Annotated in this window: 19 protein-coding genes; all 19 read right to left on the minus strand. The window is 71.1% G+C overall.

Annotated elements, in window-relative coordinates; translation table 11 throughout:
• Nucleotides 1-9: 9 nt before the first annotated feature.
• The 19 genes from pyk to metK all read right to left on the minus strand — a co-directional run bounded on the left by pyk (nt 10) and on the right by metK (nt 23,449).
• A complete protein-coding gene (pyk, locus tag GY24_RS00535) occupies nt 10-1,455 on the minus strand; it encodes a pyruvate kinase (RefSeq protein WP_104473864.1) in 1,446 nt (481 codons plus the stop codon).
• Nucleotides 1,456-1,542: 87 nt separating this feature from the next.
• On the minus strand, nt 1,543-3,000 hold the full coding sequence (locus GY24_RS00540) for a glutamate synthase subunit beta (RefSeq protein WP_104473865.1): 1,458 nt from the start codon (nt 2,998-3,000) through the stop codon (nt 1,543-1,545).
• Entirely contained in the window at nt 2,993-7,570 is a 4,578-nt protein-coding gene (gltB, locus tag GY24_RS00545) for a glutamate synthase large subunit (RefSeq protein WP_104473866.1), read from the minus strand. Before gltB ends, GY24_RS00540 begins: the two co-directional genes overlap by 8 nt.
• A 113-nt stretch (nt 7,571-7,683) precedes the next feature.
• Nucleotides 7,684-8,652 (minus strand): prolipoprotein diacylglyceryl transferase, encoded by a 969-nt coding sequence (lgt, locus tag GY24_RS00550; RefSeq protein ID WP_104473867.1) that lies wholly within the window; start codon nt 8,650-8,652, stop codon nt 7,684-7,686.
• A 27-nt stretch (nt 8,653-8,679) separates the two neighbouring features.
• A complete protein-coding gene (gene trpA, locus GY24_RS00555) occupies nt 8,680-9,465 on the minus strand; it encodes a tryptophan synthase subunit alpha (protein WP_104473868.1) in 786 nt (261 codons plus the stop codon).
• Nucleotides 9,462-10,703: a tryptophan synthase subunit beta gene (trpB, locus tag GY24_RS00560; protein WP_104473869.1), complete on the minus strand. Its 1,242-nt coding sequence runs from the start codon at nt 10,701-10,703 to the stop codon at nt 9,462-9,464. Before trpB ends, trpA begins: the two co-directional genes overlap by 4 nt.
• Nucleotides 10,700-11,488, minus strand: coding sequence for an indole-3-glycerol phosphate synthase TrpC (trpC, locus tag GY24_RS00565; RefSeq protein ID WP_104473870.1), 789 nt, complete (start codon nt 11,486-11,488; stop codon nt 10,700-10,702). Before trpC ends, trpB begins: the two co-directional genes overlap by 4 nt.
• Before the next feature lie 3 nt (nt 11,489-11,491).
• A complete protein-coding gene (locus tag GY24_RS00570) occupies nt 11,492-11,722 on the minus strand; it encodes a DUF6704 family protein (RefSeq protein WP_104473871.1) in 231 nt (76 codons plus the stop codon).
• A gap of 81 nt (nt 11,723-11,803) precedes the next feature.
• Nucleotides 11,804-12,397 carry a Trp biosynthesis-associated membrane protein gene (locus GY24_RS00575; protein ID WP_104473872.1) on the minus strand — a complete coding sequence of 198 codons (594 nt, stop codon included), beginning with the start codon at nt 12,395-12,397 and terminating at the stop codon, nt 11,804-11,806.
• Nucleotides 12,398-12,399: 2 nt separating this feature from the next.
• Complete coding sequence (locus tag GY24_RS00580; protein ID WP_104473873.1) at nt 12,400-13,923, minus strand: anthranilate synthase component I; 1,524 nt, start codon at nt 13,921-13,923, stop codon at nt 12,400-12,402.
• A 41-nt stretch (nt 13,924-13,964) separates the two neighbouring features.
• Nucleotides 13,965-14,345 (minus strand): phosphoribosyl-AMP cyclohydrolase, encoded by a 381-nt coding sequence (hisI, locus tag GY24_RS00585; protein ID WP_104473874.1) that lies wholly within the window; start codon nt 14,343-14,345, stop codon nt 13,965-13,967.
• The gene (gene hisF / locus GY24_RS00590) at nt 14,342-15,106 is read right to left on the minus strand and encodes an imidazole glycerol phosphate synthase subunit HisF (RefSeq protein ID WP_104473875.1); all 765 of its coding nucleotides are present in this window, start codon (nt 15,104-15,106) and stop codon (nt 14,342-14,344) included. Before hisF ends, hisI begins: the two co-directional genes overlap by 4 nt.
• 5 nt (nt 15,107-15,111) lie before the next feature.
• Entirely contained in the window at nt 15,112-15,951 is an 840-nt protein-coding gene (gene hisG / locus GY24_RS00595) for an ATP phosphoribosyltransferase (RefSeq protein ID WP_104473876.1), read from the minus strand.
• Nucleotides 15,952-16,020: 69 nt separating this feature from the next.
• A complete protein-coding gene (locus GY24_RS00600; protein ID WP_083363831.1) occupies nt 16,021-16,284 on the minus strand; it encodes a phosphoribosyl-ATP diphosphatase in 264 nt (87 codons plus the stop codon).
• A 12-nt stretch (nt 16,285-16,296) separates the two neighbouring features.
• A complete protein-coding gene (gene rpe / locus GY24_RS00605) occupies nt 16,297-16,977 on the minus strand; it encodes a ribulose-phosphate 3-epimerase (protein WP_104473877.1) in 681 nt (226 codons plus the stop codon).
• A gap of 873 nt (nt 16,978-17,850) precedes the next feature.
• Entirely contained in the window at nt 17,851-19,287 is a 1,437-nt protein-coding gene (locus GY24_RS00610; protein ID WP_104473878.1) for an RsmB/NOP family class I SAM-dependent RNA methyltransferase, read from the minus strand.
• Nucleotides 19,284-20,201 carry a methionyl-tRNA formyltransferase gene (fmt, locus tag GY24_RS00615; protein ID WP_104473879.1) on the minus strand — a complete coding sequence of 306 codons (918 nt, stop codon included), beginning with the start codon at nt 20,199-20,201 and terminating at the stop codon, nt 19,284-19,286. The genes GY24_RS00610 and fmt overlap by 4 nt, the downstream gene beginning before the upstream one ends.
• Nucleotides 20,202-22,253: a primosomal protein N' family DNA-binding protein gene (locus GY24_RS00620; protein ID WP_193953467.1), complete on the minus strand. Its 2,052-nt coding sequence runs from the start codon at nt 22,251-22,253 to the stop codon at nt 20,202-20,204.
• Between the two features lie 2 nt (nt 22,254-22,255).
• A complete protein-coding gene (gene metK / locus GY24_RS00625) occupies nt 22,256-23,449 on the minus strand; it encodes a methionine adenosyltransferase (RefSeq protein WP_083363825.1) in 1,194 nt (397 codons plus the stop codon).
• Between the last annotated feature and the right edge of the window lie 16 nt (nt 23,450-23,465).

Below are 23,465 nucleotides of genomic sequence, written 5' to 3' on the forward strand. Positions count from 1 at the left end.
CAACGAGAACTAGCTGCGCTTGTACGCGGGGGCGGCCTCGTTGTGGACGTCACCGACGACATGCACGCGGATGTCGTTGGTCGAGCCGACGATTCCGGGAGGGGACCCGGAGATGACAACGACCTTGTCACCGATCTCGGCCAGGCCCTGGCCGAGCAGAACGTCGTCGACCTGACCGATCATCTGGTCGGTGTGGGTGACCCGGTCGACCAGATAGGTCTGGATGCCCCAGGTCAGGGCCAGACGGCGGCGGATGCTGGGCTCCGGCGTCAGCGCGATCATCGGGATGCTCGAGCGGATGCGCGACATGCGGCGCGCGGAGTCACCGGACTCGGTGAAGACGACGAGGTACTTCGCGTCGACGAAGTCGGCGACGTCGGCCGCGGCGAGGGTGATCGCCCCGCCCTGGGTGCGCGGCTTGACCGTGAGCGGCAGGATGCGCTCCAGGCCGTGCTCCTCGGTGGAGTCGACGATGCGGGCCATGGTCTGCACCGTGACGACCGGGTACTCGCCGACGCTCGTCTCGCCGGAGAGCATGACTGCGTCTGCACCGTCGAGGACGGCGTTGGCGACATCCGAGGTCTCTGCACGGGTCGGGACCGGGCTGGAGATCATCGATTCGAGCATCTGCGTGGCGACGATGACCGGCTTGGCCATGCGGCGGGCCAGCTCGACGGCGCGCTTCTGCACGATCGGCACGGCCTCCAGCGGCAGCTCGACGCCCAGGTCGCCGCGGGCGACCATGATGGAGTCGAAGGCGTCGACGATGCCCTCGAGGGCTTCGACGGCCTGCGGCTTCTCGATCTTGGCGATCACCGGCACGCGGCGGCCGACCTCGTCCATGATCTCGTGCACCCGGGTGATGTCCTCGGCGTTGCGCACGAAGGAGAGGGCGATCAGGTCGGCGCCGAGCTCGAGGCCCCAACGCAGGTCGTCCTCGTCCTTCTCGGAGAGCGCCGGCACGTTGACGGCGACGCCGGGCAGGTTGATGCCCTTGTTGTTCGACACGGTGCCGGCGACGATGACCTTGGTGGTCACGACGGTGCCGTCGGTCGAGACGACCTCGACGCGCACCTTGCCGTCGTCGATCAGCAGGAAGTCCCCCGGCTTCACGTCGCCGGGCAGGCCCTTGTACGTGGTGCCGCAGATCTCCTTGGTGCCGAGGATGTCCTCGGTGGTGATCTTGAAGATGTCGCCCTCTGCGAGGTCGTGCGGGCCGTCTGAGAACTTGCCCAGGCGGATCTTCGGCCCCTGCAGGTCGACCAGCACGGCCACAGCGCGACCGGAGTCGTTGGCGGCCTTGCGGACGTTCTGGTAAACGCCCTCGTGCACGTCGTAGGTGCCGTGGCTCAGGTTCATGCGGCAGACGTCTACACCGGCATCGATGATGGCCCGGATCTGTTCGTAGCTGGACGTGGCCGGCCCGAGGGTTGCGACTATTTTCGCGCGTCTCATTTATGTACTCCGTATTTTTTGCCTGAATGGACTCAGGATGGGTTCTTGCCGCGACGGCGGCGATGGCCGTGCCTGCCGCGAGAAGTTTTAGAGGCTGAATCCTCTGTCGGTGGGTTTGACCGGGGAGGGAAGAAGCGTCTCCCCTTCAAGGTACCGGTCTACGGCGGATGCCGCAGCACGACCCTCGGCAATTGCCCAGACAATGAGCGATTGGCCGCGGCCCGCGTCACCGGCCACGAAGACGCCTTCGTGGCTGGTTTGGTAGTCGGACCCGCGCTCGGCGTTGCCGCGCTCGTCGAAGCCGAGCTCCAGCTGGGGCGCCAGGTGCTCCTGCTCCGGGCCGGTGAATCCGAGCGCCAACAGCACCAGGTCGGCCGGAATCTCGCGCTCCGTGCCGGAGCGCGGCACCCGGCGGCCGTCGACGAACTCGGTCTCGGCCACGCGCACCGCGCGCAGCGCCCCGGCCTCGTCGGCGAGGAACTCGACGGTGGAGACGAGGTACTCGCGGCTGCCGCCCTCCTCGTGTGCGCTCTGCACCTCGAAGAGGAGCGGGTCCATCGGCCACGGCTGGTGGCTCGGGCGCGTCAGCCCCGGCTGCTTGCCGATGGCCAGGTTGGTCACAGACGCGGCGCCCTGCCGGTGTGCGGTGCCGATGCAGTCGGCGCCGGTGTCGCCGCCGCCGAGCACGACCACATGCTTGCCGGCGGCGCTGATCTGGCCCGGGACCTCGTCGCCGGCGCCGACCCGGTTCGCCTGCACCAGGTACTCCATGGCGAAGTGCACGCCGGGCAGGTCGCGGCCGGGGATGGACAGGTCGCGGGGAACCATGGCGCCCGTGGCGACCACGACGGCGTCGTAGCGCCGGCGCAGCTCGGCCCAGCTGATGTCGACGCCGATGTTCACGCCGGGGCGGAACCGGGTGCCCTCCGCGCTCATCTGGGCCAGCCGGCCCTCGATGTGGCGCTTCTCCATCTTGAAGTCGGGGATGCCGTAGCGCAGCAGGCCGCCGATGCGGTCGTCGCGCTCGAACACGGCGACGGTGTGTCCGGCCCTGGTGAGCTGCTGGGCCGCGGCCAGGCCGGCCGGGCCGGAGCCGACGACGGCGATCGTCTTGCCGGTCAGGCGGCCGGGCAGGTGCGGCGTCACCCAGCCGTTGTCGAAGGCCTGGTCGATGATGGAGACCTCGACCTGCTTGATGGTGACGGCCGGTTGGTTGATGCCGAGCACGCAGGCCGACTCGCACGGGGCCGGGCAGAGCCTGCCCGTGAACTCCGGGAAGTTGTTCGTGGCGTGCAGCCGCTCGATCGCCGCGTGCCCCTCACCGCGGTGGGTGAGGTCGTTCCACTCGGGGATCAGGTTGCCGAGCGGGCAGCCCTGGTGGCAGAACGGCACGCCGCAGTCCATGCAGCGGCCGGCCTGCCGCTTGAGCACGGCGGAGTCGCCGGCCTCGTAGACCTCTTTCCAGTCCATCAGGCGCACCGAGACGGGGCGCCGGGCGGGGAGCTCGCGCTCAGTTGTCTTCATGAAGCCTTTGGGGTCAGCCACCGGTCACCTCCAGGATTCGATTCCACATATGTGTGCCGTCGGGGTCGATCCCGTCGGCCTCCGCCTGCGCCCGGATGCCCTGCACGGCGGCGTAGTCGCGCGGCAGCACCTTGACGAAGCGCGAGATCGCGCCGTCGAGGTCGGCCAGCATGCGCTCCGCGACGGCGGAGCCGGTCTCCGCCCGGTGCTGCTCCAACAGGTCGCGCACGATCTCACGGTCGGCGCTGCCGAGCTCGAGCAGCTCCAGCTCGCCGCTGGCCAGGGAGTCGGGGTTGACCCGCTCCCGCTTCAGCTCGTAGACGTACGCGGTGCCGCCGGACATGCCGGCGCCGAGGTTGCGCCCGGTGCCGCCCAGGATGAGGGCGAGGCCGCCGGTCATGTACTCGAGGGCGTGGTCGCCGACGCCCTCGACGACGGCGGTGGCGCCGGAGTTGCGCACCAGGAAGCGCTCCCCCACGATGCCCCGGAGGAACAGCGAGCCGCTGGTCGCCCCGTAGCCGATGACGTTGCCGGCGATGACGTTGCGCTCGGCCGGGAACAGGCTCTGCCGATCCGGGCGCACCGCGATGCGGCCGCCGGAGAGGCCCTTGCCGACGTAGTCGTTGGAGTCGCCCTCGAGCCGGAGCGTGATGCCGCCGGGCAGGAAGGCGCCGAGCGACTGCCCGGCGGAGCCGTGCAGCGTCACCTCGATGGAGTTCTCCGGCAGGCCGTTGACGCCGTGCCGCATGGTCACCTCGTGGCCGAGCATGGTGCCCACGGCGCGTTCCGTGTTGCGGATGGGCAGCTCGATGGCCACGTGGCCGCCGCGCTCCAGCACCCCGGCCGCCTGCTGGATGAGCTGCTTGTCGAAGTGGCTCTCCAGCTCGTGGTCCTGCTCGCGCGCGCTCTGGCGCGGTTCGGCATCCGAGAAGTCGGGCCCGACCAGGATCGGCGTCAGGTCCATGCCGGACGCCTTCCAGTGGTTGATCGCCTGGGCGGTGTCGAGCAGCTCGTGGTGGCCGATGGCCTCGCCGAGGGTGCGGAACCCGAGTTCCGCGAGGTACTCGCGCACCTCCTGGGCGATGAACTCGAAGAAGTTCACCACGAACTCCGGCTTGCCGGTGAAGCGCTTGCGCAGCTCCGGGTTCTGCGTGGCGACGCCGACCGGGCAGGTGTCCAGGTGGCAAACGCGCATCATGATGCAGCCCTCGACGATGAGCGGGGCGGTGGCGAAGCCGAACTCCTCCGCGCCGAGCAGGGCGCCGATGACGACGTCGCGGCCGGTCTTCAGCTGGCCGTCGACCTGCACGACCACCCGGTCGCGCATGCCGTTCAGCATCAGCGTCTGCTGGGTCTCGGCCAGGCCGAGCTCCCACGGGGTTCCCGCGTGCTTGAGCGAGTTGACCGGGCTGGCGCCGGTTCCGCCGTCGTGGCCGGAGACCAGGATGACGTCGGAGAGCGCCTTCGCGACGCCGGCGGCGACCGCGCCGATGCCGGACTGGCTGACCAGCTTGGTGTGGATGCGCGCCTTCGGGTTGGCCCGCTTGAGGTCGAAGATGAGCTGCTTGAGGTCTTCGATCGAGTAGATGTCGTGGTGCGGCGGCGGCGAGATGAGCCCGACGCCGGGGGTGCCGTGCCGGGTGCGCGCCACCCAGGGGTAGACCTTGGTGGAGGGCAGCTGGCCGCCCTCGCCGGGCTTGGCGCCCTGGGCGAGCTTGATCTGGATGTCGTCGGCGTGGCTCAGGTACATGCTCGTCACGCCGAAACGGCCGGAGGCCACCTGCTTGATGGCGCTGCGCCGCTCCGGGTCGAGCAGCCGGTCCAGGTCCTCGCCGCCCTCGCCCGTGTTGGACTTGGCGCCGAGGCTGTTCATGGCGATGGCGAGCGTCTCGTGCGCCTCCTGCGAGATGGAGCCGTAGCTCATCGCACCGGTGGAGAAGCGCTTGACGATGGAGGCGACGGACTCGACCTCCTCCAGCGGGACGGCGGGGCGCCGGCCGGTGCGGAGCGCGAACATGCCGCGCAGCGTCATCAGCGTCTCCGCCTGGTCGTCGACCAGCTTGGTGTACTCGCGGAAGATGTCGTAGCGGCGGGTGCGGGTGGCGTGCTGCAGCCGGAACACCGTCTCCGGGTTGAACAGGTGCGGGGAGCCGTCGCGGCGCCACTGGTACTCGCCGCCGGTCTGCAGCCGCTCGTGCACGGTGACCGCGGCATCCTCCGGGTAGGCGGATGTGTGCCGCTTGAGGTTCTCCGCCTGGATGACCTCGATGCCGACGCCGCCGAGCTTGGAGGTGGTGCCGGTGAAGTACTCCTCGATGAAGCCCTCGTCCAGGCCGAGCGCCTCGAAGGCCTGCGCGCCGGAGTAGGAGGCGATGGTGGAGATGCCCATCTTGGACATGATCTTCAGCACGCCCTTGCCGAGCGCCTTGATGACGTTGCCGACGGCCTTCTCCGGGGTGACGTCGGTGATGACGCCGCTGCGGACCAGGTTCTCGCAGCTCTCCATGGCCAGGTACGGGTTCACGGCGGAGGCGCCGTAGCCGATCAGCAGGGCCACGTGGTGAACCTCGCGCACATCGCCGGCCTCCACCAGCAGGCCCACCTTCATGCGGTGCTCCGAGCGGGTGAGGTGGTGGTGCACGGATGCCGTCATCAGCAGCGACGGGATCGGCGCCAGGTCCTTGTTGGAGTCGCGGTCGCTCAGCACGATGAAGCGGGCGCCGGCCTCGATGGCCCGGTCGACCTCGACGTTCAGCGCGGCCAGGCGGTCGCGCAGGGCGTTGACGCCCTCGTCGAAGCGGTACAGGCCGCGGATCGTGACGGTGCTCTTGCTGCCGGGCTGCGGGTCGATGTGCTGGATCTTGGCCAGTTCGTCGTTGTCGATCACCGGGAAGGTGAGCGAGACCTGGCCGGCGTGCTCCGGGCCGGCGCTGAGCAGGTTGTGCTCCGGGCCGACCGAGCTGCCGAGCGAGGTGACCAGCTGCTCGCGGATCGAGTCCAGCGGCGGGTTGGTGACCTGGGCGAACTGCTGGGTGAAGTAGTCGAACAGCAGCCGCGGGCGGTCGGAGAGCACGGCGATCGGGGTGTCGGAGCCCATCGCGCCGAGCGGCTCCGCCCCGAAACGGGCCATCGGGGTCAGCAGAAGCCGCAGCTCCTCCTCGGTGTAGCCGAAGGTGCGCTGGCGGCGCACGACGGAGGCCGGCGGGTGCACGATGTGCTCGCGCTCCGGCAGCTCGGCCAGCTTGATCCGGCTCTGCTCCAGCCACTGCCCCCAGGGCTCGGCGGCGGCCAGCTCGGCCTTGATCTCATCGTCTTCGATGAGCCGGCCGGCGACGGTGTCGACGAGGAACATCTTGCCGGGGCGCAGGCGCCCCTTCCGCACGATGGTGGCCGGGTCGAAGTCCAGCACGCCGATCTCGCTGGCCAGGACGACGAGGCCGTCATCCGTGATCACGAAGCGGCCCGGGCGGAGGCCGTTGCGGTCCAGCGTCGCGCCGACGAGCGAGCCGTCGGTGAACACGATGGCGGCCGGGCCGTCCCACGGCTCCATGAGCATGGAGTGGTAGTCGTAGAAGTCGCGGCGCTCCGCGTCCATATCGGCCTGGTTCTCCCAGGCCTCCGGAACCATCATCATCACCGCGTGCGGGAGCGAGCGCCCGGACAGGGTGAGCAGCTCGACCACCTCGTCGAAGGAGGCGGAGTCGCTGGCACCGGGCGTGACGATCGGCAGCAGCGGGGCGAGGTCGCCGAGCAGCTCCGACTCCAGCTGGGACTGGCGGGCGCGCATCCAGTTGCGGTTGCCCTGGATGGTGTTGATCTCGCCGTTGTGCGCGATCATGCGGAACGGCTGGGCCAGCGGCCAAGACGGGAAGGTGTTGGTGGAGTAGCGCGAGTGCACCAGCGCGAGCGTGGAGGTGAAGCGCTCGTCGGAGAGGTCGGGGTAGAACGGTTCCAGCTGGAGCGTGGTGACCATGCCCTTGTAGACCAGGGTGCGGCAGGAGAGCGAGGCGAAGTAGATCTCGAGCTCTCGTTCTGCGCGCTTGCGCAGCCGGTAGGCCTGGCGGTCCAGCTCGATGCCGGAGAGCGGGGCACCGGCCCCGGTGAGCCGCGCGCTCTGCACGTAGAAGGCCTGGATGGCGGGCATCGCCGCGCGGGCCAGCGTGCCGACCTCGTCGGGCCGGACGGGAACCTCGCGCCAGCCGAGGACGGTGAGGCCCTCCTCGCCGGCGATGTCGGCGATGGCCCGCTTGATCGCGCTGCGGGCGGTGGGATCGGTGGGGAGGAAGGCGTTGCCGACCGCGTAGCGGCCGACCGCGGGAAGCTCGAAGTCGGTCACCGCCCGGAGGAAGGCGTCGGGGATCTGCGTGATGATCCCAGCGCCGTCACCCGTTCCGGCGTCGGAGCCGACGGCCCCGCGGTGTTCCAGATTGCGCAGCGCGTTGAGCGCCGCCGTGATGATGTCGTGGCCTGCCGTGCCACGGAGGGTTGCGACCATGGCCAGGCCGCAGGCGTCTTTCTCGTGCCCAGGGTCGTAGAGACCCTGTCGACCCGGGATTTGACTGAACCTCGTAAATGTCTGCTGAAACGTCACGATTGGGCGTCCTCACGCTAGAAGTGCGAAGGGACGCCATTGGCCCACAAATGGGTTGTTGCGCTGCCCTCGAATGCGAGGGGAGATGAGCAGAACTCGCTGGGTGGGTGAGCCTAGGAGTTCGGGCCGTTTGTGCTTGTGGCTGCGGCGGCAGTGGACTGAATGGTCGCGGCTCCATCGCCGTGGTCGTCTTCCTCAGAATCTGCGTTGTCAGATTCTATATCAGCGTCGTCGGGGTTCCATTCACGACCCGGCACGTAGGGGCTGATTTCGACCCCGGTGTGGCGGCGCGACTGCACGATGAACAGCACGATTCCGATCACCACGGCCAGCCAGGCTGCCCAGATGTTGGTGCGCACACCGAGGAACATCTCGCTCGGGTCGACCCGGATGGCCTCGAAGAAGCTGCGGCCGAGGCCGTACCAGATCAGGTAGACCGCGAAGGCCTTGCCCCAGCGCAGCGTGAGCTTGCGCTCCAGCAGCAGGATGAGGGCGACGCCGGCCAGGTTCCAGACGATCTCGTAGAGGAAGGTGGGGTGGAACAGGGTTCCCTCCGGCAGGCCGACAGGGAAGGCCGGGTTGCTCTGGGAGATCTCCAGGCCCCACGGCAGCGTGGTGGGCAGGCCGAACAGCTCGGCGTTGAACCAGTTGCCGAGACGGCCCATGGCCTGTGCCAGCAGCATGCCGGGTGCGAGCGCGTCGGCGAAGGACCAGAAGCGGATGCCGGTCATCCGGCATCCGATGTATGCTCCGATCGCGCCACCGATGAGCGCGCCGAAGATGGCGTTGCCGCCCTCCCAGATGTACAGGGTGCGCAGCAGGTCGGCGCCCGGGTAGAAGTAGTCGCCGGGGTGGGTGAGCACGTGGTAGATGCGCGCGCCGATGATGCCGAGCGGCACCGCCCAGAGGATGATGTCCAGCACGATTCCGGGCTCTGCACCGCGCTTGGTCAGGCGCATGCTGGTCATGATCGTCGCGGCGACGATGCCGGCCAGGATGCACAGGGCGTAGGCGTGGATGCGGAACGGACCGAGGTCGAAGTAGCTCCACTCGGGGCTCGGAATGCTCAACGGTGCAAACACCAGTACTGCCTTTCGGTCGGTGAAAAGTTAGAGTGCGTTCTTGCCTGCGGCCAGCTCGCGGGCGAGGGCGCCGACGGCGTCGACTCCCCCATCGGCGAGTGCCTTGACCAGGGCGGAGCCCACGATGGCGCCGTCGGCGTAGCCGAGGACCTCGCGCACCTGCTCCGGCGTGGAGATTCCGACGCCGACGCAGGCGCTCGTGGAGCCCGCCTCGCGCAGACGCTCGATGAGGCCGCGGGCGGCCGCGTCGACGTCGGCGCGGGCACCGGTGATGCCCATGGTGGAGACGGCGTAGACGAAGCCCCTGCTGGACTCGACGACCCGGCGCAGGCGCTCGGGCGTGGAGGTGGGGGCGGCGAGGAAGACGCGGTCGAGGCCGGTGCGCTCGGAGGCGGCGATCCAGTCCGCGCCCTCGTCGGGAATCAGGTCGGGCGTGATCAGCCCGGCACCGCCGGCGGCGGCCAGGTCGTCGGCGAAGCGCTCGACGCCGTACTGCACGACCGGGTTCCAGTAGGTCATGATCAGCACGGGGGCGCTGACCTGGGCGGTGATGGCGCGCACGGCCTCGAAGCCGTCGCGCAGCCGGAAGCCGTCGGCCAGGGCCTGCTGGGTGGCGGCCTGGATGACGCTGCCGTCCATCACGGGGTCGGAGTACGGCAGGCCCATCTCGAGGATGTCGACGCCGTTCTCGACGAGCGCGACGGCGGCGTCGATGCTACCGCCGAGGCTCGGGAAGCCGACCGGCAGGTAGCCGATCAGGGCGCCGCTGCCGGCGTCCACGCGGGTGCGGATGGTCTGCTCAACAGCACTCATGACTGCGTGGCCCCCTCGTCGATCAGCTTGAAGTACCGCCCGGCGGTCTCCATGTCCTTGTCGCCGCGGCCGCTCAGGTTGACCAGGATGGTCGAGTCCGGGCCGAGCTCGCGGCCGAGCTCCAGCGCGCCGGCGAGGGCGTGCGCCGACTCGATGGCGGGGATGATGCCCTCGGTGCGGCTGAGCAGCAGGAGCGCGTCCATGGCTGCGGCGTCGGTGACGGGGCGGTAGTCGGCCCGGCCGATGCTGTTCAGCCAGGCGTGCTCCGGTCCGACGCCCGGGTAGTCGAGGCCGGCGGAGATGGAGTGCGACTCGTAGGTCTGGCCGTCCTCGTCCTGCAGCATCATGCTGCGGGCGCCGTGCAGCACGCCCGGGCTGCCCTTGGTGATGGTGGCGGCGTGGCGCGGCGTGTCGGCGCCCTCGCCGGCCGCCTCGTAGCCGTACAGGGCGACGGAGGGGTCGTCGAGGAAGGCGTGGAAGATGCCCATGGCGTTGGAGCCACCGCCGACGCAGGCGGCGACGGCATCCGGCAGGGCGCCGGTCAGCTCGAGCACCTGGGCGCGGGCCTCCTCGCCGATGATCTTCTGGAAGTCGCGGACCATGGCCGGGAACGGGTGCGGCCCGGCGACCGTGCCGAAGATGTAGTTGGTGTTCTCGACGTTGGTGACCCAGTCGCGCATGGCGTCGTTGATGGCGTCCTTGAGCGTGCGGGAGCCGGCCTTGACGGCGACGACCTCCGCGCCGAGCAGGCGCATGCGGGCGACGTTGAGCGCCTGGCGCTCGGTGTCGACCTCGCCCATGTAGACGACGCACTCGAAGCCGAACAGCGCGGCGGCCGTCGCGGTGGCGACACCGTGCTGGCCCGCACCGGTCTCGGCGATGACGCGGGTCTTGCCGATCCGCTTGGTGAGCAGGGCCTGACCGAGCACGTTGTTGATCTTGTGCGAGCCGGTGTGGTTCAGGTCCTCGCGCTTGAGGATGATCCGCGCGCCGCCGGCGTGCTCGGCGAAGCGGGGCACCTCGGTGATGATGGAGGGCCGGCCGGTGTAGCTCTTGTGCAGTTCGGCGAGCTCCGCCGCGAACGCCGGGTCCTTCTTGGTCAGCTCGTAGGCGGCGGTGAGCTCGTCCAGGGCCGCGACGAGCGACTCGGGCACGAAGCGCCCGCCGAAGTCGCCGAAGTACGGGCCGAGCTCGTCGCGCAGGTTGCGGGAGGGGGTCGGTTCGGTGGGGTTCGTCACGGTTGATTCCTTACTGGGACCGCCAGGAATTCGGAGAGCGTGCGGATCGGGTCGCTCGTGACGAGCGCCTCGCCGACCAGCACGACGTCGGCTCCGGCCGCGCGGTAGTGCGCGACATCCGCGGCGGAGAGCACCGCGGACTCGGCGACCTTGATGGTTCCGGCCGGGATGCGGTCGGAGAGGGTGCCGAAGAGGTTCTTGTCCATCTCGAAGGTGGAGAGGTTGCGCGCGTTGACGCCGATGAGTGCGGCACCGAGGTCGATGGCGCGCTCCAGCTCGTCGGCGCTGTGCGTCTCGACCAGCGGCGTCATGCCGAGTTCGAGGATCAGCGTGTGCAGCTCGGCGAGCAGCGGCTGTTCGAGCGCGGCGACGATGAGCAGCACCAGGTCGGCTCCCGCGGCGCGGGCCTCGAGCACCTGATACGGCGTGGCGATGAAGTCCTTGCGGAGCACCGGCAGGCTCACCGCGGCGCGCACGGCCTCCAGGTCGGCGAGCGAGCCGCCGAACTTGCGTTCCTCGGTGAGAACGCTGATCGCGCTGGCCCCGCCCTGTTCGTAGGCGGATGCCAGCGCGGCGGGGTCGCGGATCTCGGCCAGCTGGCCGCGCGACGGGCTCGACCGCTTGACTTCGGCGATGACCTTGACGCGCTCGGCCGGGGCCAGCGCGGCAAGGGCGTCGAGGGCCGCCGGGCGCGCCAGTGCGGCGGCCTCGACGGTGGCGTATGGGCGGCTCAGGCGCCGCCGCTCGGCATCTTCAACGGAGCCGGCGGTGAGCTCGGTCAGCACTCGCTAGTGCGCTTTCGGGGCGTACTTCGGGCCGTTGACGCCGTATCCGGCCTTGCCGAGGGCCCAGCCGACGATGAGGCCGGCGACGAGGAGCCCGGCGGAGGCCCAGACGAGCCACTCCTGCTCCAGGAAGAACGCGACGGTTCCGATGAGGAAGGCGAGGAGCATGATGACGACCGAGGTCCATGCGGCCGGCGAATTGCCGTGTCCTGGCTCGACTGACTCTGTGCTCATGGTTCTCCTTAGAGGTTGAAGGGGGTGTGTGAAAGTCTAGCGGCTCCGCCGCATGCGGCCGGGCAGCCGGGGAAGAGGGGGTTACTGCTGATCGGTGGGGTCGCTGCCGCGGCTGAGCTCGTCCCAGTTGTCGATGGCGGCGTCCTTGGCGCTGAGGGGGGCACCGTCGGCGTGGTCCAGGCGCACGGCCTGGTACTTGCGGCCGGGGCCCGGCCAGCGCCGCGAGCTGAGCAGCACGCCGAGGCCGGCGGCGGCGAACAGCACGCCGGAGGCCACGCCGACCCACGGCCACACCGTGATGGCGGCATCCGAGATCAGCGCCAGAACGGCGGTGTCGCCGGCCACGCCGGTGAGCTTGGTGACGTCGGCGATGGCGGCGGCGGCCGGGTCGGCGATGGCGGCGGCGGAGGCGATCACCACGGACACGGCGAGCAGCACCTCGAGCACGCCGAGCACCAGCCGGAAGGCGGGGCCGGCGATGGCCAGCGCGCCGCCCAGGGCGAGCCCGGCCAGGGCCAGCGCGGACAGGGCGGGGGCGGCTGCGGCCCCGTCGATGTCGATCGGGGTGCCCTCCACGTGCGCGACCACCCAGGTCTGGGTCCAGGCGAGGAGGGCGAGGACGGCGGACAGCAGCCCGCCGACGATGAGGAGCCCCTTGATTCGTGCGGCACTCATGCTCAGACCACCCTGTGTAGTGCGTTGGCGACGGCGACGGCGCGCAGCGGCGCCGCGGCCTTGTTCTGTGTCTCTTCGAACTCGGTCTGCGGCACGGAGTCGAGCACGAGGCCGGCCCCGGCCTGCACCGTGGCCACGCCGCCCATGATCGTGACCGTGCGGATGGCGATGGCGAGGTCGGCGTCGCCGGCGAGGCCGAAGTAGCCCACCACTCCCCCGTAGACGCCGCGCTGGGCCGGCTCGAGCTCGTCGATGATCTGCAGGGCGCGCGGCTTCGGCGCGCCGGAGAGGGTTCCGGCCGGGAACGTGGCCCGGAACACCGTGATCGCGTTCTTGCCCTCCGTGAGGTCGCCCTCGACGGCGGAGACGATGTGCATGATGTGGCTGAACCGCTCGATGCGCATGAACTCGGTCACCTCGATGCTGCCGGGGGTGCACACCTTGGCCAGGTCGTTGCGGGCCAGGTCGACGAGCATCAGGTGCTCCGCGCGCTCCTTCGCGTCGGCCAGCAGCTCGGTGGCCAGATCTGCGTCGGCCTCCGGCGTCGCGCCGCGCGGCCGGGAGCCGGCGATCGGGTTGGTGAAGACGCGGTTGCTCTGCACCTTGACCAGGGCCTCCGGCGAGGAGCCGACGATCCAGTACGGCTCGCCGTCGGGGGTCTCCAGGCTGAGCAGGTACATGTACGGGCTCGGGTTGAGGCTGCGCAGCACCCGGTAGACGTCGATCGGGGCGGCGGTGCAGTCCTGCTCGAAGCGCTGCGAGATGACGACCTGGAAGATGTCGCCGTCGCGGATGTACTCCTTGGCGGTCTCCACGGATGCCAGGAAGTCGGCCTCCGCGGTGCGAGAGCGCCCGTGCGGGGCCGTGTTCATGTCGACCGCGGCGAGCCACGCCTCGGACGGCTGGGCGAGGCGCCGCTGCAGGGCGTCCAGGCGGGACTGGGCGTCGGACCAGAGGGCGTCTGCGTCGTCGCGGCCGTCGTTCAGCACGTTGGCGATCAGCTGCACGGTGCCGTACTTGTGGTCGATGACGACGAGCTCGGCGACGAAGCTGAATGCCTGGCCGGGCACGCCGGACTCTTTCGGCGGCTTGTTCGGCAGCTTCTCGATCTGCCGGATGGCCTCCCAGCCGATGAAGCCGACGAGGCCGCCGGTCAGCGGCGGGTGGCCGGGCAGCTGCGGCGTCTTCCAGCGCTCGAACAGCTGCTCGAGCGCGGCGAGCGGCGCGAGGCCGGCCGCGTCGCCGAGCACGCGCTCTGCGGGGGCGCCGTAGTCGATCCAGGCGACGGAATCCTCGTTCTGCGTGAGCACTCCGAAGGAGGAGACGCCGACGAAGGAGAACCGGGACCAGATGCCGCCCTGCTCGGCCGACTCCAGCAGGAAGCTGCCCGGGCGGCCATCGGCGAGCTTGCGGTAGATGTTCACGGGCGTCTCGCCGTCGGCGAAGAGCTCGCGCATCACCGGGATCACCCGGTGCTCGGCGGCGACCGCGTCGAAGTCGGCGCGCGTGGTGGTTCCGGTGCTCATGTCAGGCTCCTCGTCGGGGCGAACGTCGGGCGAACTGTGTCTCAGGCGGGCAGGATGACGGGCTGGAGGGGGTCGACGTCGAAGCAGGAGTGCGCGCCGGTGTGGCAGGCCGCCCCGATCTGCTCGACCTGCACCAGCAGGGCATCGTCGTCGCAGTCGAGTGCGGCGCCGCGCACGAACTGGGCGTGGCCGGACGTGTCGCCCTTGCGCCAGTACTCCTGGCGGGAGCGCGACCAGAAGGTGACGCGTCCCTCGGTCAGCGTGCGGCGGAGCGCCTCGGCATCCATCCAGCCCAGCATCAGCACCTCGCCGGTGTCGTGCTGCTGGATGATGGCCGGGAGCAGGCCGTCGGCGTTGAAGGCGGCGCGGGCGATGACGGCGTCGACGTCGGAGTAGCCTGCGCTGTTCGTGTTGTCGCTCATGCGCGCACCGGCATTCCCTCGGCCGCGATGGCCGCCTTGACCTGGCCGATGGTGAGCTCGCCGTTGTGGAACACGGAGGCGGCCAGCACGGCGTCGGCGCCGGCGGCGATCGCCGGCGGGAAGTGCTCCACTGCGCCGGCGCCGCCGGAGGCGATGACGGGCACGGTGCTGAGCTCGCGCATGATGCGGATCAGCTCGAGGTCGAAGCCGGCCTTGGTGCCGTCGGCGTCGATCGAGTTGACGAGCAGCTCGCCGACGCCGAGTTCGATGGCCTGGCGCGCCCAGTCGAGCGCGTCCAGGTCGGTCTCGGTGCGGCCGCCGTGGGTGGTCACGACGAAGCCGGACTCGGTGCGCCCGCTGCGCTTGACGTCGAGCGAGAGCACGAGCACCTGCGAGCCGAAGCGGTCGGCGATCTCGGCGATCAGGGCCGGGCGGGCGATGGCGGCGCTGTTCACGCCCACCTTGTCCGCACCGTTGGCCTGGAGCCGGGAGACGTCCTCGACGCTGCGGATGCCGCCGCCGACGGTGAGCGGGATGAAGACTTGCTCGGCGGTGGCCCGCACCACGTCGTAGGTGGTGGAGCGGTTGTCGACCGTCGCGGTGACGTCGAGGAAGGTGAGCTCGTCCGCCCCCTGCTCGAAGTAGCGCTTGGCCAGCTCGACGGGGTCGCCCGCATCGCGCAGGTTCTGGAAGTTGACGCCCTTGACGACGCGGCCGTCGGCCACGTCGAGGCACGGGATGACGCGCACGGAGAGTGCCATGGCCGTCACAACCTCGCAGCGTGGATCGAGCTGACGAGGATGGCACGGGCGCCGATCTCGTAGAGCGCGTCCATCATCTGGTTCGTCTCCGCCCGCGGGATCATCACCCGCACGGCCGCCCACTCCGGGTCGTGCAGCGGGGAGACGGTGGGCGACTCGATGCCGGGGGCGACGCGGGTGGCCTGCTCCAGCAGTGCGACGGGGATGTCGTAGTCCATGATCACGTACTGGCGGGCGACGAGCACGCCCTGCAGCCGGCGGAGCAGGGTGGCCACGCCGGGCTTCTCCTCCGCGGAGCGGATGAGGACGGCGGTGGACTCCAGGATGACGGGGCCGAAGATGGCCAGGCCGGCGGCGCGGAGCGTGGCGCCGGTGGAGACGACGTCGGCGACGGCATCCGCCACCCCGAGCCGCACGGCGGACTCGACGGCGCCGTCGAGCTTGACCAGCTCGACCTCGATGCCCTTCTCGCGGAGGAAATCGCCGACGAGGCCCGGGTAACTGGTGGCGACGCGGACGCCGGCGAGGTCGTCGAGCTCGCGGAAGCGCTCGGCGGGGCCGGCGAAGCGGAACGTCGACTCGGCGAAGTTCAGCTCGTGCACCTCGGTGGCGGGCGAGCCGGAGTCCAGCAGCAGGTCGCGGCCGGTGATGCCGACGTCCAGGGCGCCGGAGCCGACGTAGGTGGCGATGTCGCGCGGGCGCAGGTAGAAGAACTCGACGTCGTTGCGGGGGTCGGGGGTGTGCAGCTCGCGCGGGTCGCGGCGGCCGGTGTAGCCCGCCTCGAACAGCATCTGGGAGGCGGTGTCGGACAGTGAGCCCTTGTTGGGCACGGCAATTCTCAGCATGGTGGTGCTCTCTGGTTCGTGTGGATCAGTCATCGGTGACATGAGCGGCCGGCACTGGTGCGCGGCGAATCAGAGATGTCGGTAGATGTCGGCGGGGCTGAGACCCTTCGCCAGCATCAGCACCTGCAGGTGGTAGAGCAGCTGCGAGATCTCCTCGGCGGTCTCGTCGTCGCTCTGGTACTCGGCGGCCATCCACACTTCGGCGGCCTCCTCGACGATTTTCTTTCCAATGGCATGCACGCCCGCGTCGAGCTCACGCACGGTTCCCGATCCTTCGGGGCGGATGCGGGCCTTCTCGGAGAGCTCGGCGAAGAGGGCGTCGAAAGTTTTCACCTCTACAGGGTACTAGTGCTTGTGGGCCGATGACGCCGCGGCGGCGCGCAGGGCCGCAATCTGCGCCTCCGGCTCCCCCACGTTGTACACGGCGGAGCCCGCGACGAAGGTGTTCGCGCCGGCCTCGGCCGCGATGCCGATGGTGTCCAGGCTGATGCCGCCATCCACCTGCAGCCAGACGTCCAGGCCGCTGGCGGCCACGGCCTCGGCGGCGCGTCGGAGCTTGGGCATCATGTCGGTCATGAAGCTCTGCCCGCCGAAGCCGGGCTCCACGGTCATGATCAGGATCTGGTCGAACTCGGGAAGCAGTTCCAGGTACGGCTCGACGTCGGTTCCGGGCTTCAGGGCGATCCCGGCGCGGGCGCCGCGCTGGCGCAGCCTGCGGGCCAGGGTGACGGGGTCGGTGCTGGCCTCGGCGTGGAAGGTGACGGATGCCGCCCCCACCTCGGCGTAGCCGGGCGCCCAGTGGTCGGCATCCGAGATCATCAGGTGCACGTCCAGCGGGATCGGGGAGACCTCGTTCAGGCGCCCCACCATCGTCTTGCCGAAGGTGAGGTTCGGCACGAAATGGTTGTCCATGACGTCCACGTGCACGAAGTCGGCGGTGGCGATGCGGCCGAGCTCGTGCTCGAGGTTCGCGAAATCGGCGGTGAGGATGCTGGGGTTGATGCGGGGGGCGCTGCTGGTCGACATGGCTCCTATGCTAGCGAGCGGCATTCCCCGGTTGGTTCCCCGGCTGGTTGAGCCTGTCGAAACCCCCGGCGCCGACCGCGGGGTGGCGGAGGCACGCTCCTCAACTCAAACAATGACGCTTTCGCCCAAGCCCCGGTTGCCGGGATCGGGTGCGGCCAGGGTTGCGGGCGGGGCTCGGGCGAAACCGCCATAACTCGCACCCCGCATGCCTCCGCCACCCCGCTGACGTCGCGCGCGCCCCACGCGAACTCCCCCGTTGGCTCGAGGGAGCGCCAGCGACCGAAGCCAACACCCGACCAGCGCGTGTGGCCGGGCCGGCGGATGCCGCGGACAGCCGTTCCGCGAAGTCGCCCAGGGCTTCGGGCGCTGCGCTGCTCGTCCCTCGCGGCGCGGCGCCCTCCAGCCGCCGTGCGGATGCCGGTGCCCGCCGGAATCCAGCGGGGGCGTCTGCACAGTGGCGGACGACACGACCGCGCAGAGACCCCGCTCGGCGAAGCCCGCAACCCCGTTGGCTCGAGGGAGCGCCAGCGACCGAAGCCGTGCCCGGCGCCACTGTTCGGGAGGCCGACGGCGGATAGGGAGGCCGTTTCCGGCGCGAAGTTGCCTCCCAATGTCGCGGGTGCCTCCGCATCCGCTACCCCTCGCTTGCCCGAGGGAGCGCCGGTGACCGAAGCCAACACCCCGGGACACGGGTGGCACCCACCCGCTGGTCGAGTAGCGCCGCCTGCGGCGCGTATCGAGACCCCGTTGCGAGATCTCGATACGGCCCTGGCGGGCCTACTCGATCAACGGAAAAGGCCAGCTCCAGCCTCGCGCACCCCGTTGGCTCGAGGGAGTGCCGCGACCGATCGGGAGGCAGGCGGGCGGGTGCGGCTAGTTCTTGCGGAACAGCGCGATGAACATGGCGTCGGTGCCGTGGCGGTGCGGCCAGAGCTGCACGGTCCGGCCGTCGCCGCCGACGTCCAGCGGGTTCGCGGCGATGCCCTCGAGCACCTCGCGGGTCGGCAGCTGCTCGAGCGAGTCGCCCCAGCGGGCGAGGGCGCCGTTGACGGTGCCGAGCGTCTCGCCGAGGTGCGGCGAGCAGGTGACGTAGGCGAGGATGCCGCCGGGCTTCAGCGCCCCGAAGGCGGCGTCGAACAACTTGCCCTGCAGCACGCTCAGCTCGGCGACGTCGTTCGGCGTCTTCCGCCAGCGGGCCTCGGGGCGCCTGCGCAGCGCGCCGAGGCCGGTGCAGGGCGCGTCGAGCATGATCCGGTCGAAGGCGGCGGGGTGCGTGTCGCCGATGGTCGTGCCGTCCAGCTCCAGCACGGGCACCTCGCCGGGCACGCCGGCGAGGGCGTTGCGCACCAGGCCGGCCCGGGCGGGCACCAACTCGTTGGCGGTGAGCTCCGCGCCGCCCAGTCGCGCCTCGGCGGCGAGCAGCGCCGCCTTGCCGCCAGGACCGGCGCAGAGGTCGAGCCAGCGCTCCCCTGCGACGACGGGCTCGGCCCGGCTGAGAGCGAGTGCCGCCAGCTGGGAGCCCTCGTCCTGCACGCGCACGCGGCCGCCGAAGCGCTCCGTGACGCCGAGGGGGTCGCCGCCGGAGAGCACGAAGCCGATCGGAGAGAAGGCGTCCGCGTCGCCGAGGCCGGCGGCATCCGCCTGGTCGACGAGGCCGGGCAGCGCGGCCAGGTTGACCTTGGGGGCGACGTTGTCGGCCTGCAGCAGCTGCTCGAGCTCGTCGGCGCGGCCCTCGGCGTCCAGCGCGGCGCGGAGCGCGCGCACCACCCAGGCCGGGTGCGAGTGCAGCACGGCGAGCTTCTCGTCGGCGCCCTCGGTCTCCTCCTGTACCCAGCCCTGCCACTCCTCGAGCGAGCTGCGCGAGATGGTGCGCAGCACGCCGTTGGTGAAGCCGGTGGCCGAGCGGGAGGCGACCTGGCTGGCCAGCGCGACCGACTCGTTGACGGCGGCGTGCGTGGCCACCCGGGTGGCCAGCAGCTGGTGGGCGCCGAGGCGCAGCACGTCGAGCACGGCCGGGTCGATCTTGTCGACGGTGCGGTCGGCGACGAGCTCGATGACCTTGTCGTAGAAGCCCTGCATGCGGAGCGTGCCGTAGGTGAGCTCGGTGGCCAGCGCGGCGTCGGCCGAGTTCAGGCCGGCCTTCTGGATGCGGCTGGGCAGCAGCAGGTTGGCGTAGGCGTCGGACTCGCGCACGGCGGCGATGACCTCGTAGGCGACGAGCCGGGCGGGCTGCACCTGCTGCTGTGGGCGGCGCTTCGGCGCCCGGGCCTGGCTGTTCCGCCGGGGCGAACTGTTCCTGGGATCGCTCATTCGGCGATCACCTCCTCTGCTGCGATGCCGCGCCACCAGTCGGCGGCGTTCATCGGGGTCTTGCCGGCCGGCTGCACACGCAGCAGCTCGAGCGGGGTGCTGGCGGTGCCGACGAGCACGCGGCCGTCGACGGATCTGATGTGCCCGGGCGGCAGCGCTGCGGCATCCCGCGCGTGGCGGAGCTCGTGCAGCTTGAACCGGGCGCCGTCGAGCAGGGTGAACGCGCCGGGCTCGGCGGTGACGCCCTGGTAGCGGTGGAAGACGGTCTCGGCGGGCTCCGACCAGTGCAGCCGGGCGTCGTCGATGCCGAGCTTGGCGGCCGGGGTGGGCTCGCCGCTCTGCGGCACGGCGACGGCGCTGCCGTCGGCGAGCTCGTCCACGACGCGGGCCAACAGGGCCCCGCCGGAGACGGCGAGCTCGGCCAGCAGCGTCGCGGACGTGTCTGCCTCGGTGATGGGCCGCTCGATCCGGCCGAAGACGTCGCCGGCGTCGAGGGCTGCAACCAGCTGGAAGACGTCGGCGCCGGTGCGCTCGTCGCCGGCGATGAGCGCCCGCTGCACCGGGGCGGCCCCGCGCCAGCGCGGCAGCAGCGAGAAGTGCAGGTTGATCCAGCCGAGGCGGGGCGTGGAGAGCAGCGGCTCGCGCACGAGGCCGCCGTAGGCGACGATGACGCCGAGGTCCGCGCCGAGCGCCGCGATCTGGGCGGTGACGGCCTCGTCGAGGCGGTTCGCCTTGATGACCGGCAGCCCGAGGGCCGCGGCGGCCTGCGCCACCGGCGACGGGGTCAGGATGCGCTTGCGCCCCTGCGGGGAATCCTCCCGGGTGACGACGGCCGCGATCTCGTGCGGGCCGCCCGCGAGCAGTCGGAGGCTCGGCACCGCGGCGTCGGGCGTTCCGGCAAAAACAAGTCTCATCTAGAAGATCTCCGGGTCATCAAATCGAACTCTCAGTGTAGGTGCGGGCCGGAAGGCGCCCCCCTTGGGCGGCCGCCTCCGCGAGCTCGCCACGGCGACGATGGCGGCCCGCAGGCGCCGGGCCACCTCGGCACCGGCCGCGTAGTCGAAGCGCACGATGGCGCGCATGAGGCCGTCGGATGCCGCGGCGCCCGGCCCGGCCGGCGGGGCGGGGACCGGCCCCAGGATGTCGACGCCATCCAGCTCCCGCAGTTCGGCCAGCGCGCCGTCGAGCACGGCGGGGGCGGCGGTGACGGAGGCGGTGCGCACGGCGGGTGGGAAGCGCAGGGCGCGCCGGTCGGCGAACTCGCGGGCGGCCCACTGGGCCTGCTGCCAGGTGCCGAGGGCGGAGGCGAGGGCGCCGCCCACCCCGGCCAGGATCACCGGGGCACCGGGCGCGGCCAGCACGGCCGCGTTGGACCACCAGCGCAGTGCGTCCTCCGCAACCCGCAGCGACTCGCGTCCGAGCATCCGCTCGCCGTCGAGCAGCAGCACGGCGGCGTAGCCGCCGGCGGCGACCGGCTCGGCCCCGCGGGTGGCGATCACCAGCGCGGGCTTCGCGCTCACGCTGAGGATCGGGTTCTCACCGTCGGCGACGACGACGAGCGCGCCGGGGAAGGCTCGGCCGAGCTCCTCGGCGGTGCGCCCGGCGCCGATCCGCACGGTGCGCAGCGCGTGCCCCCCGCAGGTGCCGCAGGTCCAGTTCGCAGCGATCGCGCCGCACCAGCGGCAGCTGGGCGCCGCTCCCGGGGCGTTCTGGCCGAGCGGCCCCTGGCAGTGGGCGCAGCGGGCGGCCTCGCGGCAGCTGGCACAGGCGACGACGGGCGCGTAGCCGGGCGAGGCGACCTGCACGAGCACGGGCCCGCGGCCGAGGCCGTCCTTCGCCTCGCGCCAGGCCAGCGACGGGATGCGCGCCGCCTGGGCGTGCTCGTCCGGCTGGCCCTGCTGCGCGGTGGCGATGATGTTGGGGCGGGAGAAGCGCTCGGGCGCGAGCTCGTGCAGCCAGCCGATCTCGACGAGGCGCTGCGCCTCGATGCTGCGGGCGTGGCCGAGCAGGACGAGAGCGGAGCCGCTCAGGCCCTGCCGGATGAGCGCGACGTCGCGGGCGTTGGCGTAGGGGGCGAGCGACTCGGCGTACAGCGGGTCGCCGTCGTCCCAGAGGGCGATGAGCCCGAGCGCGCTGGCCGGCGCGTAGACGACGGAGCGGTTGCCGACGACGACGCGCGGCTCGGGGCCGAGGCAGGCCAGGAACGCGCTGTAGCGCTCCGTCGTGGTCTGCCGGGCGTCGAAGCGGGAGATCTGCTCCGCCGGCAGCAGCGCGTGCAGGGCGGCGAGCAGCTGCTCCTGGTCGCGGAAGTCGGGAACGGCCAGCAGGGCGCTGCGCCCGCCGGCGAGCGTGCGCGCGGCCAGCTCGGCCATGGTCAGGGCCCAATGGCCCACCCAGGCGCCGGACGCCGTCTGCACCAGCCGCGGCACGGCGGTCATCGCGACCCGCCCGTCCGGGTCGAGGGCCCCGGCCACGACGGCGTCGGTGTAGCCGCTGAGGCCCGGGAGCGCCGGCTCGGCCGAGGGCACAGCGGGCGAGGCGACCGGGTCTCGCGAGGGCGCGGACTCGGCCGCTTCGGCATCCGCCTGCGCGGCCAGCCACTTCTTCTCTGCCCGCACCGCGCGTGGCGGCACGGCCAGCCGCACCACGTCGATGGCGCTGCCGGCGCCGCGGTCGGCGATGCGGCGCGCCAGCTCGTAGACCTCGGGCGTGAGCACGGCGGCCGTCGACACGAGCGAGTCGATGTCGCTGAGCGTTCCCGAGAAGGAGTCGTCGGCCTCTGCGGCGTCCACCAGCTCGATCACATATGCGTCGATGATGCGCCCGCCGGAGCGGAACGGCACCTTGACCCGCTGCCCCACCCGGATGGCGCCGGCCAGTGCCTCCGGCACGCCGTAGTCGAAGAGGTGGTCCAGCTGCGGCAGCGGGTTGTCGATCAGGACGCGGGCGACCACACCGGACCGCATGATCAGAGCCCGGCTGCGCTTCTCAGATCGTCGACCCGGTCCAGCCGCTCCCACGTGAAGTCGGGGAGCTCTCGGCCGAAGTGGCCGTAGCTGGCGGTCTGCGCGTAGATCGGGCGCAGCAGGTCGAGGTCGTCGATGATGGCGCCGGGGCGGAGGTCGAACACCTCGCGGATGGCGCGGGTGATGTCGGCGTCCGGCAGCGTGCCGGTGCCGAAGGTCTCCACGTACAGCCCGACGGGGGCCGCCTTGCCGATGGCGTAGGCGACCTGCACCTCGAGCCGCTCGGCCAGGCCGGCGGCGACGGCGTTCTTGGCGACCCAGCGCATGGCGTAGGCGGCGGAGCGGTCGACCTTGGACGGGTCCTTGCCGCTGAAGGCGCCCCCGCCGTGGCGGCTGGCTCCCCCGTAGGTGTCGATGATGATCTTGCGGCCGGTGAGGCCGGCGTCGCCTTGCGGGCCGCCGATCTCGAATTTGCCGGTCGGGTTGATCAGGGTCTTCGCGCCGGCGGAGTCGAGTTCGACGAGGTCGAGGACGGGGCGGATGACGAGCTCGTTGATCTCGCGGGCGAGCTGCTCCTGGCTGACCTTGGGCGAGTGCTGGGTGGAGAGCACGACGGTCTCGACGCTGCGCGGGATCTGGCCCTCGTAGCCGATGGTGACCTGGGTCTTGCCATCCGGCCGCAGGTAGTCGACGAGCCCGGCCTTGCGCACCTCGGCGAGGCGCTCGGCGAGGCGGTGCGCGATCCAGATCGGGATCGGCATCAGCTGCGGCGTCTCGGTGGTGGCGTAGCCGAACATGATGCCCTGGTCGCCCGCACCCTGCTGGTCGTAGCGCTCGTGGCTGGAGAGCGTGCGGCTCTCGAAGGCCTTGTCGACGCCCTGGGCGATGTCCGGCGACTGGCCGCCGATCGAGATCGACACCCCGCAGGAGCGCCCGTCGAACCAGACGTCGGAGGAGTCGTAGCCGATGGAGGTGATGCGCTCGCGCACGATGGAGGGGATCTCGACGTACGCCTCGGTGGTGACCTCACCCGCGACGTGCACGAGCCCGGTGGTCACCAGCGTCTCGACGGCGACCCGGCTGTGCGGGTCGAGTGCCAGCATGGCGTCGAGGATGCTGTCGGAGATCTGGTCGCAGATCTTGTCTGGGTGTCCCTCGGTGACCGATTCCGAAGTGAATAGCCGAAGCTCGCTCATGGGCCTGTCTCTGATC

Source organism: Microterricola pindariensis (assembly GCF_002936985.1).
GTDB lineage: Bacteria > Actinomycetota > Actinomycetes > Actinomycetales > Microbacteriaceae > Microterricola > Microterricola pindariensis.